This window comes from Streptomyces sp. WAC06614 (assembly GCF_003949795.1).
Taxonomy (GTDB): Bacteria; Actinomycetota; Actinomycetes; order Streptomycetales; family Streptomycetaceae; genus Streptomyces.
In genome coordinates, this window is the sequence record NZ_RPRY01000355.1 from 1 (window position 1) to 6,799 (window position 6,799).

Genomic DNA, 6,799 nt, shown 5'->3' on the forward strand with positions numbered 1-6,799 from the left:
AGCCCGCCCCGCTGCAGCACGCCCCGGCGCCGTACATCCCGCAGCAGGCCCCCCAGCAGCCGCGCCCGGTCCCGGTGAACACCGGCTACGAGGCGATGCGCCCGGCCGCTCCGCGTCCGATGGCTCCGGCCCCGGTCCAGTCCGTGATGTCGAGCACCGCTCCGACCGGCATCCCGACGGGCATCCCCGCCTACCAGGACCAGTACAGCCGTCAGTACCCGGGCCGCAGTTACTGACGGAGGGTTCGGCAGGAGCGGGGGCGCCTGGCAGGATGCCCCCATGGTGAACATGTACGTACAGGCGCTCCACGTCCATCCCGTCAAGTCGGTGGCGGGGACCTCTCCCGACGAGGTGGCCGTGGAGCCCTGGGGGCTGTCCGGGGACCGGCGTTGGGCCCTGGTCGGTCCCGAGGGGACGGTCATCACCCAGCGCCAGCAGCCGCGCCTGGCGCTCGCCTCCGCGCGGCCGCTGTCGGCGGGCGCGATCGCGCTGGCCGCACCGGGCATGCCCGACCTGGTGGTGGAGGTGCCCGCGCCCGGGCCGCTGGAGCCGGTCGAGCTGTTCGGGAAGAAGATCGAGGCGGTGGTCTCGGACCACTCCGCCGCGCACGCGTGGTTCAGCGACTACCTCGGCGTCCCGGCGCGCCTGGTGCACCTGGACGACCCGGCCGTCCGCCGGCCCGTCGACCCGGAGTACGCGCTGCCGGGCGAGACCGTGAGCCTGGCCGACGGCTATCCGTTGCTCGTGACCACCCTCGCGTCGCTGGACGCGCTGAACGAGCTCATCGCGCAGGGCGACCACCCCGACGAGGGCCCGCTGCCGATGAATCGTTTCCGCCCGAACGTGGTCGTCGCCGGGGCCACCGCCTGGGCCGAGGACCACTGGCACCGCCTGGCGATCGGCGAGGTGCTCTTCCGCGGGCCCAAGAACTGCGGGCGCTGCATCGTCACCACCACCGACCAGCACACCGCCGAGCGCGGCAAGGAGCCGCTGAAGACGCTCGGCCGGCACCGGCGGATGGGCAAGTCGCTGGTCTTCGGCCGGATGCTGATCCCGCTCGGCACGGGCACCGTCCGGGTCGGCGACGAGGTGCGCGTCCTGGACTGACCCTGCGTGTCACGCCCCTTCCGGTCCCGCCCGCGCCGTCGTCGTTGCGGCGTCCCGCTCCCCCCACGCGGCGAGGACGAACCGGAGCGCCACCTTCGAGGGGCTCTGCCGTCCGTCGGGAACCGACCGTCCCCGCACGGGCGTTCAGTTCGTCGAGGCGCCCGCCACCCGTTCTCCGGCCCGACCACCGGATCGGGTGATTCGGGGCCTGCACGCCCCGGAATGCGTGTTTCCGGGGCATGGGGGAGGCTAGGACGCGCAGGAAGACGGAAGGCTGAGGGGGTGCCGGACGTGCGGACAGCCATGGGAGTGTGGCGCTGGCGGCGCAATCCGCTGCGCCGGACGACGGATCTGATCGAGGCCTGGGTGGCGTTCGCCGCCCTGGTGAGCCTGCTGGTGCTCGCCCCGGCCGCCGGCTGTCTCGCCGGCCTGCGGGTGGACGCCACCTTGCAACGGGCCGCGCAGCAACAGCAGCAGGAGCGGCAGCTCGTCCCGGCGGTCGTGGTGCGCCCGGCGGCCGGCCCGCCGGCGGACGCGCCGCAGGACCCGGCGGCGCAGCACCAGGGCCCGCGGCGCAGCGAGGTCGTCGCCGCGTGGACCGCCCCGGACGGCAGCACCCACCAGGGCACGGTGCCGGCCGCGCAGGAGCCGCCCCGACCGGGCGACCGGTTCCGGATATGGACGGACACCGCCGGCCGGCCGGTGACCCGGCCGCTGGAGCCCCGGACGGCCTCGGTGCACGCCGCGGTGGCCGGTCTGGCGACGGCCCTGGGCACGGCGGCCCTGACCGTCACGGTGCGCCGGCTGGTCGTCCGCCGCCTCACGCACGAGCGGTACCGGCGGCTGGACCGGGCCTGGGCCGCGGTCGGCCCGGACTGGGGCCGCACCGGCGCGGACAGTTGACCTGGCACCCCACCGGCTCCCGGCGCGCTACGGTGGAGCCGCCGGCTCGCGGGCCCGTCCGGCGGACGAGGGTCGGACAGGCGTCGCGGCCCCGGCCATGACCGCCGGACAGGCCCTGGGTCGCTTCGGCAGCACGAGTACGAGGGTGGGGGCACGGCAGCGCATGGCACAAGGCACGGTCCAGGTGACACACGGCGGGGCGTCGCGCTGGCGGCGCCGCTCGGGCGAGTACCCGACGCTGACGGCGGCCCTGGCCGCCGCCGGGGACGGCGACGTGCTGTCCATCGCCCCGGGCACCTACCGGGAGAACCTGGTGCTGCGTCATGCCGTCACCCTGCGCGGCCCGCAGGGCGCGCCCGGGGCCGTACGGATCGCCCCGCCCGACGGGGTCGCGCTGACCGTGCACGCCTCCGCCGTGGTCCAGGACCTGCACCTGGAGGGCGGGGACCGGGCCGCCCCGGCGCTGCTCGTCGAGGACGGCTCCCCGGAGCTGACGGACCTGCGGGTGAGCACCCGGTCGGCGGCCGGCATCGAGGTCCGCGGCGCCGCCCGGCCGGTGGTGCGCCGCTGCACCGTGGAGAACCCGTCCGGGGTCGGCATCGCCGTCGTCGACGGCGGGGGCGGGGTGTTCGAGGAGTGCGAGGTCCTCGCGTCCGGGCAGAGCGGGGTCTCGGTGCAGGGCGGCGGCCACCCGCGGCTGGAGCGCTGCCGGATCCACCACAGCACGGGCGCCGGCATCGCGGTCACCGGCGAGGGTTCGGGACTGGAGGCGCTGGGCTGCGAGGTCTACGAGATCCGCGGCACCGGGGTGCAGATCGCCCAGCGGGCCGTGGCCCGGTTCACCGACTGCTCCGTGCACCGCACCTCCGCCGACGGGGTCACCCTCGACACCGACGCCGTACTCGCCCTGGACGGCTGCGACATCCACGACGTGCCCGAGAACGCCGTGGACCTGCGCTCGCGCGCCGTGCTGTCGCTCAGCCGGACGGTGGTCCGCCGGTTCGGCCGCAACGGCCTGTCCGTGTGGGACCCGGGCACCCGGGTGGACGCCGAGTCCTGCGAGATCCACGACAGCACCGGCGACTACCCGGCGGTGTGGATCAGCGACGGGGCCAGCGCCGCGCTCGACCGCTGCCGGGTGCACGACGTGCCCGACGCCCTGTTCGTGCTGGACCGCGGCTCGCGCGCCGACGTGGTGGACAGCGACCTGTCACAGGTGCGCAGCACGGCCGTCTCGGTCAGCGACGGCGCGACCGTGCAGCTGGACGACTGCCGGATCCGCGACGCGGCCACGGGCGCCTGGTTCCGCGACCACGGTAGCGGCGGCACCCTCGCCAACTGCACCGTCGACACCGTGCAGACGGGCGTGATCGTCACCAAGGGCGCCGATCCCACGGTGGACCGCTGCACGGTCTCCTCCCCCACCGAGGCCGGGTTCTACGTGTCCGCGGGCGGCCGGGGCAGCTTCCGGTCCTGCCGGGTCACCGGCAGCTCCGGCTTCGGCTTCCATGTGATCGACGGCTCCCGCACGGTCCTGACCCGCTGCCACACCGAGCGCTGTGCCCGCGGCGGGTACGAGTTCGACGAGGAGGGTCCGCTCGCCGAGGGCTGCACCAGCGACGAGTCGGCCGTGCAGCGCCCGGGGGTGCTGGGCACGCCCGGGACCGCCCAGACGGCCGGGGCCCGTGCCGTGGCCGCCGCGGCCGCACCGGTGCCCGAACCCCGCGCGGGAGCGCGTACGGAGCCGGCCGCGGTGCCCGAGCAGCGCCCGTCGGTGCCGGACCGGGCGCCGGAGACCCGGGTCACCGCCGCCGAGGCGCTCGGCCAGCTCGACGCGCTGGTCGGCCTGGACAGCGTCAAGCGCGAGGTCCGGGCGCTGACCGACATGATCGAGGTGGGCCGGCGCCGCCGGCAGGCCGGGCTCAAGGCGGCGTCCGTGCGCCGGCACCTGGTGTTCACCGGCTCCCCCGGCACCGGCAAGACCACGGTGGCCCGGCTCTACGGCGAGATCCTGGCCTCCCTCGGCGTGCTGGAGCAGGGCCACCTGGTGGAGGTGTCCCGGGTGGACCTGGTCGGCGAGCACATCGGCTCGACCGCGATCCGTACCCAGGAGGCGTTCGAACGGGCCCGCGGCGGGGTGCTGTTCATCGACGAGGCGTACGCGTTGGCGCCGGAGGACTCGGGGCGCGACTTCGGGCGCGAGGCCATCGACACCCTGGTGAAGCTGATGGAGGACCACCGCGAGGCGGTGGTGGTCATCGTCGCCGGGTACACGGCGGAGATGGAACGCTTCCTGACCGTCAACCCGGGCGTGGCCTCCCGGTTCTCCCGGACGATCACCTTCGGGGACTACGGCCCGGAGGAGCTGCTGCGGATCGTGGAACAGCAGGCCGAGGAGCACGAGTACCGGCTGGGCCCCGGCACCGGCGAGGCCCTGCTGGCGTACTTCACGGAGCTGCCGAAGGGACCGGCGTTCGGCAACGGCCGGACCGCCCGGCAGACCTTCGAGGCCATGGTCGAGCGGCACGCCGGGCGGGTCGCCCAGCTCGTCGAGCCGAGCACGGACGAGCTCACCCTGCTGTTCCCGGCGGACCTGCCGGTGCCGGCGGCCCGCCCCTGACCCGCGGGCCCGGTACGACGGCCCCGCCCGGTACGACGGCTTCCCCCGGCGCGGCCGGGGGCCGTGCCGGGCCGGCGGCGAGCCGGGCCAGCAGGGCGGCGCGTTCGGCGGCGAAGGCCGGGTCGGCCTGGTAGTCGGAGTGCCCGAGGATCGGCGCGGGCAGCGGGTGCCGCTCGGAGCGCCCGTAGGCCAGCGGGTCCGCGAGCGGGCCCCGGTCCACGGCCGCGCCGTCCGCCGTCCCGGCCAGCACGGGGCCGCCGATCGGGTCGGTGGCCCGCCACAGGTTGCGCCAGCAGTCGACCTCCGCGTGCAGGGCGGTCAGCGGCGCGGGCCCGAAGTAGGCCGGGAACCAGCGCCCGTAGAGCCGCGCCAGCGGGGAGCCGAACGTCAGCAGGGCCACCCGGCGGCGGACCGCGGGCGGGAGCTGCCACACGGCGGCCGCCGCGAGCACGCTGCCCTGCGAGTGCCCGGAGATGACCAGCCGGCCGCCGTTGCGCCCGGTCCAGGTGGTCATCCGCCAGGTCAGGTCGGGCACGGCCCGCTCGGCGTAGCAGGGCGGCGCGAACGGGTGCGCGGCGCGCGGCCAGAACGTGCCGACGTCCCACAGGATGCCGATGGTGCGGCGGGCGGAGGCGTCACGGTAGGCACGCCGACCCCAGGTGACGAACAGCAGGAAACCGAAGCCGACCAGCCAGGACCCGGCGTCCTCGGCGGCCCGGGCGGCGAACGCCACCGGCGCGGGCCCGGTCCGGGCGGCCACCGCGGGCACCTGCCCGGTCAGCCAGGCCCCGGCGACCGCGACCGCGCCCAGCAGCAGCGTCAGCCCCGAGACGGCGGCCACGAGCCACGGCGTGGAGTCGGTGAGCGAGGCCGCCGCCCGGGCCCCGGCGATGCGCCGGCTGCGGGCCCGGTCGTGGACGGCGCCGGGGTACTCGGCGGCCACGGTGGCGGCGACACGGTGCCGGATCCGGATCCCGCGGACGGCGAACGCGCAGGCCAGCAGCGCCAGTACGGCGAGCAGCGGGGGCATGACGGCGGCCTGCCAGGACAGCAGCACCGGCGGCCCGGGCAGCGGTGCCCCGGCGTGGCCGGGGTGCGCGCCGCCGTCGAGCCAGTCGGCGACCCGGCCGGTCACCCCGCCGGTCATCACCCCGCCCAGGGCACAGGCCAGCAGGGCGATCGCGGGCCCGCCGAGACCGCCCAGGGCGGCGCCGGGCGACGGGGTGCGCCGGTGCAGCCGGACGGCGACCACCGCCAGGGCCAGCACGCACAGTCCCTGGCCGACGGTGAGCAGCCCGAAGAAGGCGTCCCCGGGCAGCCGCCCGGCGGAGTCCCGGCCGGGCCGGGACCAGCCCGCGTACAGCAGGACGGCGGCCAGCAGGGCGAGCGCGCAGCCGGGCAGCCAGGACACGGCGGCCCGGTCCGGCCGGTGGTCGGGCCGGGCCTCGCTGCGACCCCGCCGGACCACGACCCACAGCACGGTCAGCGCACCGGCCACCAGCAGGGCCTCGGCGCCGGCACCGACACCGGCGAGCACGGGCGAGCCGGCCGGGCCGCGGTCGTGCCGGGCCACGGGTACGGTCACCCCGGCGGCCACCGTGAGCAGTCCGGCCGTGGTGTGGGCGGCGCGCAGCCGCGCCACCAGGCGCCGCCCGTACCAGAAGCCGGGCCGGCCGAGGACCGGCGCGCTGCCCTCGACCCCGTCCGGGTCGGTGGTGCCCGGCGGCGGGGGCTGGGACTCGTACGCGCTCCAGGTGCGGTGCGACAGGTACCACAGCAGCAGGGTCAGGGCGGCCGGGAGCAGGGCGCCCAGGGCCAGCCGACGGCCGGGCGGGGACCACCAGCCGCCGCCCGCGGGGGCGAGGAAACCCAGCCAGGAGCGGGAGGCGGCGCAGTGGACCGAGCCCGCGCACTGCCAGGCGACCAGGTCCATGCTGACCTCGCAGGCGGCGGCCACCAGCAGCACGGTCAGGGTGAGGGCGAGGAGACGGACCAGGACGCCGTACGCGCGCAGGCTGCGCGGGGAGCCGGGGGCGGCGGGGCGGGCGGTGGCGAGCGAATGCACGGCGGGGGAGGTCTCACCGGTGAGCACGGCCTCCACGACCACGCCGGCCACCCCGGCCGGGCTGGTGACGGAGTGGCTCAGGAGGGTGACCCCGCGGCCGTGGG

Annotated in this window: 4 protein-coding genes and 1 pseudogene; 4 read left to right on the forward strand and 1 reads right to left on the reverse strand. The window is 76.8% G+C overall.

The annotated features are described in order from the left end of the window. From EF918_RS30440 to EF918_RS30455, 4 genes and pseudogenes are all read left to right on the forward strand, one after another. Positions 1–236 (forward strand): annotated as a pseudogene (locus EF918_RS30440) (hypothetical protein); the annotation flags it as partial. Between the two features lie 43 nt (positions 237–279). Continuing rightward, entirely contained in the window at positions 280–1,107 is an 828-nt protein-coding gene (locus EF918_RS30445) for an MOSC domain-containing protein (RefSeq protein WP_125652154.1), read from the forward strand. A gap of 291 nt (positions 1,108–1,398) precedes the next feature. Next, positions 1,399–2,010, forward strand: a complete 612-nt coding sequence (locus tag EF918_RS30450; protein WP_185921990.1) for a hypothetical protein — start codon at positions 1,399–1,401, stop codon at positions 2,008–2,010. Between the two features lie 163 nt (positions 2,011–2,173). Beyond that, complete coding sequence (locus tag EF918_RS30455; RefSeq protein WP_125652155.1) at positions 2,174–4,630, forward strand: right-handed parallel beta-helix repeat-containing protein; 2,457 nt, start codon at positions 2,174–2,176, stop codon at positions 4,628–4,630. Here the strand turns inward: EF918_RS30455 and EF918_RS37365 are convergent. After that, positions 4,581–6,799 (reverse strand): hypothetical protein (locus EF918_RS37365; RefSeq protein ID WP_185921991.1); only part of this gene is annotated, 2,219 nt, incomplete at its 5' end. The genes EF918_RS30455 and EF918_RS37365 overlap by 50 nt on opposite strands.

Excerpts from the sequence above, each read along its gene's own strand:
- EF918_RS30445 (WP_125652154.1), top strand. The coding sequence starts at position 280 with ATGGTGAACATGTACGTACAGGCGCTCCACGTCCATCCCGTCAAGTCG.
- EF918_RS30455 (WP_125652155.1), top strand. The coding sequence starts at position 2,174 with ATGGCACAAGGCACGGTCCAGGTGACACACGGCGGGGCGTCGCGCTGG.